This window comes from Paraburkholderia sp. J8-2 (assembly GCF_905220195.1).
GTDB lineage: Bacteria > Pseudomonadota > Gammaproteobacteria > Burkholderiales > Burkholderiaceae > Paraburkholderia.
In genome coordinates this window covers 1-3,428 of record NZ_CAJMZA010000069.1, presented here as the reverse complement: position 1 = coordinate 3,428, position 3,428 = coordinate 1, and the positions used below count along the sequence as shown (strand labels likewise).

Genomic DNA, 3,428 nt, shown 5'->3' with positions numbered 1-3,428 from the left:
ATGATAAAGATTCTCTGGGCCACGGAGGACGGAATCTGGCTTCTTGCGAACTATCTGGCTTCATACTACAACTCCTTCAGTTAGATCAGAGGGTTTTGGAGCCCGATGCCGCTCGCGCCGCTGCTGCGCGGTCAGTGAGTGAGTCCCATCGGCTGCTGTGCTTCACTGGCGGGTTCGAATCTGGAACCTCGTAGAGGAACGCATAGTCGTTGTAGGCGTGTCTGGTGACGAGCCCGTACTCAACCCACCTGATGAGCGTGGCTTCATGGATTCCGAGCCGAGAGGCGGCCTCTGATCTCGTCAACATGCCCCGGTCTCTCAGTCTGTCGCGACGCGAGCGTAAGCCGTTTCGCTGAGCGGCATATGAGACGCGCATCGCGGTAAATCGGATGTCGGCCTTGCCCGGCCGGATGCAGCCACCGGGGCGGATGCCCCGATTGTTGAGGATTTCCGCAATCTCTGAGCATGTATGGATATCGAGAAGCTTGTCGATGAGATCCAGAACCTCTGGCCGCGTCTTGACCTGTTGTGCAGAGGATTTGGGATTCTGCGCCGTGAGCGTTTCAGTCTTGCCGGCCTTGAAGCGAACGTGGATCCTGGTTGTTCCTTCGTCTGGAAGTTTGACCAGTGTGACGTCCTCGACGATATAGGCGAGCAGCCGCTTACGCTCCCGATTTGCCAAGGACGGGTCTCCCCAAAGCGTCTTGAAGTCAGCCGTCATGGCGACGAGCCGGTCGCGAATCGCATCGTCGAGCGCAAGACGCTCCTGCTGCTGGCTACGCTCCCTTTGCTCCCTGGCGTCGGCCAATGTGCGCAACTTATCGTTCCATTCGTGCTCGAGGGTGTCAGCAACCAGCCGGTTGTTCGGATCGACTAGCATGAACCGCCGTTGGGCAAGATCTGCGTCGAACTGGGCGCGTTCGATGGCGCGAAGGCGTAACCGGTCAGCTTCATCGTGACGAGACTCAACCTCCCTGCGAATCTCTCACGCCAACTCAACTGCAGCTGGAGTCATCGATGCGACCACCAATGCACCAACTGCCTCGTCGATCGGTGCTCCGGCAATCGACTGGCAGGTAGGTTCTCCACGGGTGCCTTTCGCTCGATCGCAGATATACCACGCCTCCTGTCGTCCGCGTCGGGTAGCGTACCGGAGCCGGAGATGCCTGCCACAACGTCCACAGATGGCGCGCCCCTGCAGTAAAGCGGCCCCCTCGCGAGGCGGCGACGATCGCGCAACTTCATATCCGCGACCATTCGTTTCCAGGACCTTGAGGTTCTGCTGAAACTGCTCCCAGGTGATGTATCCGGGATGGGCGTCCGGGATACAGGCAAGCCAGTCATTGCGATTACGTCTTCGAGGCACCTTCCGCCCGTCTGCAATTCGCCGATACTGCCGTCGGCCGTAGGCATAAGCACCCGCGTAGCGCGGATTGTTCAGCATCCGAAGTGCCGTCGACGCAGTCAGGTGCTGGAAGATGACGAACTTCTCGTTGCGTGTGCGTGAGGGGAACAGAAGGCCTTCATTCTTGAAGACCTTGACCGTCTGACAGGCAGAGCCGACCCGTGAGAACGTCTCGAAGAAATACGCAATGGTTTCCCTGACCTGCGAATCTGGGTCAAGCACTACATTGCCGAGTTCGTCGTATACAAAGCCGGTCGGCAGCAGGCAGCGATACTCGCCACGGCTTACCTTGTTCAGGATTCCGCCGCGTAGTCGTGCCTTGAGAACATGCAGTTCGGCTTCACTCATTGTTCCCTTAAGCCCAAGCAGGAGCCGATCATTGAAGCTTGCCGGATCGTATATCCCGTCCTCGTCAAGAATCAGCGTGTCCGCAAGCGCGCAGATTTCCAGCAGCCGATGCCAGTCGGCATTGTTTCTTGCAAGGCGTGAAACCTCCAGGCCCATGACGATGCCCGCGCGACCCATGCCAACATCAGTGACCAACCGTTGAAACCCCTCCCGCCATGACGCTGATGCTCCCGATTCGCCCTGATCGCTGTCGATCGTGACGATCTGCTCGTCGCGCCAGCCGAGCGCGGTCGCACGGCCACGCAAGGCGTATTGCCGCTTCGTGCTCTCAACGTTCTCGACGACTTGCCGCATCGACGACTGCCGGATGTAAAGGTAAGCACTCCGTTCGAGATGGTGAGGCTGAACTTTAAGCGACGCGTTCATGGGCTTCTCCGCTCATTGAGCGCCATAGCCATGCCTGCGAGTGCATAGATGACGCTCTGGCGCTCGAAGGGCTGTGTGTACGGAGAGGACCGGGTACCGATCGGATCCAGCGGAGCACGCCCTTGAACCATGATGCGTGCCCATGCCCACATACCTCGAGCAAGAAAGACGCTGAGTCCGCGGCGGGCCTCTGCGGGCAGGGCCTCGCCAAGCACGGCGGAGCGCAGCACCTCGTATTGCGCAGCGATTGCAGATGAAACTACCAACGGAAAAGCACCAGTTCGTGCTATTCCGCCGTTTTTTTTACACCGAAGGCGCGCTCGATCGTTCTCGGATGCACATCGAGACCGAATTCCTTGCGGACCAGCTTTGCCAGTTCACGTGCCCGAATCGGTTCTCCTGGCGTGAACTGCGACTTGAGAAAGGCCAACACGTCGCCCTGGATCTTGTGTGGACCACGCGGCCCGCGCTTCCTTGGGACCAAACCCGCGATGCCACCTTCCTCGAAGTCTGCCCGCGCCTGATAGAAGGTCGGTCGCGAAACACCATATTCGTCGGAAATCTGCGTCACCGACGCCTTCTCCACCGAGACCCGGCGCAACATCTCGTACTTGACCTGCACGGCGTCGTGGGGATCGAAGAATCCGCCTTTCTGGAACTTGGGATCAAGAACGCTCTCTGGTGTCGGATTCAGCGTACCGTCTTCCGCGAGAACATCGGTCTTCGAGCGCTTGCGTTCGTTCGGTGGCACGGTCACTCCGAAAGTCTACACGTTTGTGTAATTAAATTATGCCGCAAAATGAGACTTGTCAAGCTCTATGATTCCGCACAATGTCGGCACAAACTGCGGAGATGGAAGTGTTGCACAAAAATGGAAAATCAAGCTTCGCGGCGTTAATTTCCTTACACGAGCGACATAATTGCTCTTACATAGACGAGGCGTCCTCTGCATGCCTGCGCGAAGAGAAGCGTCTCACGAGGAGCGCAAGCTCCATCAAATCCGCAACCGTGAACAGCGCGCGAGCTCGTCCTATCGTGACTTCGGGATCAGGTTCGCTCATATCGGTCCACTTCGGAGGAACGGAGCAATAGCTCTTGTCGTCGATTCGCAGCAAGAGACGTCTGCCAGACCGGTTATAGCGTTCACCAATACACAGAAGTCGCTGCCCACTGAATGGGTGAAACGGATGGGTAATGCGGACAAGGTGTTCTGAGGCAACAACAAGGTTCGCATTCCGAGGTATGTTAC

At 57.8% G+C, this 3,428-nt stretch carries 4 protein-coding genes; all 4 read right to left on the bottom strand.

Annotated features, from left to right (window positions below):
• Positions 1-85: 85 nt before the first annotated feature.
• The 4 genes from U5A52_RS42670 to U5A52_RS43440 all read right to left on the bottom strand — a co-directional run bounded on the left by U5A52_RS42670 (position 86) and on the right by U5A52_RS43440 (position 3,375).
• Positions 86-880 (bottom strand): hypothetical protein, encoded by a 795-nt coding sequence (locus U5A52_RS42670; RefSeq protein ID WP_321940396.1) that lies wholly within the window; start codon positions 878-880, stop codon positions 86-88.
• Positions 881-985: 105 nt separating this feature from the next.
• Positions 986-2,179: a recombinase family protein gene (locus U5A52_RS42665; protein ID WP_321940395.1), complete on the bottom strand. Its 1,194-nt coding sequence runs from the start codon at positions 2,177-2,179 to the stop codon at positions 986-988.
• Positions 2,180-2,465: 286 nt separating this feature from the next.
• The gene (locus tag U5A52_RS42660) at positions 2,466-2,930 is read right to left on the bottom strand and encodes a helix-turn-helix domain-containing protein (protein WP_321940393.1); all 465 of its coding nucleotides are present in this window, start codon (positions 2,928-2,930) and stop codon (positions 2,466-2,468) included.
• A 175-nt stretch (positions 2,931-3,105) separates the two neighbouring features.
• Positions 3,106-3,375, bottom strand: coding sequence for a DUF5372 family protein (locus tag U5A52_RS43440; RefSeq protein ID WP_415774145.1), 270 nt, complete (start codon positions 3,373-3,375; stop codon positions 3,106-3,108).
• Positions 3,376-3,428: the final 53 nt, after the last annotated feature.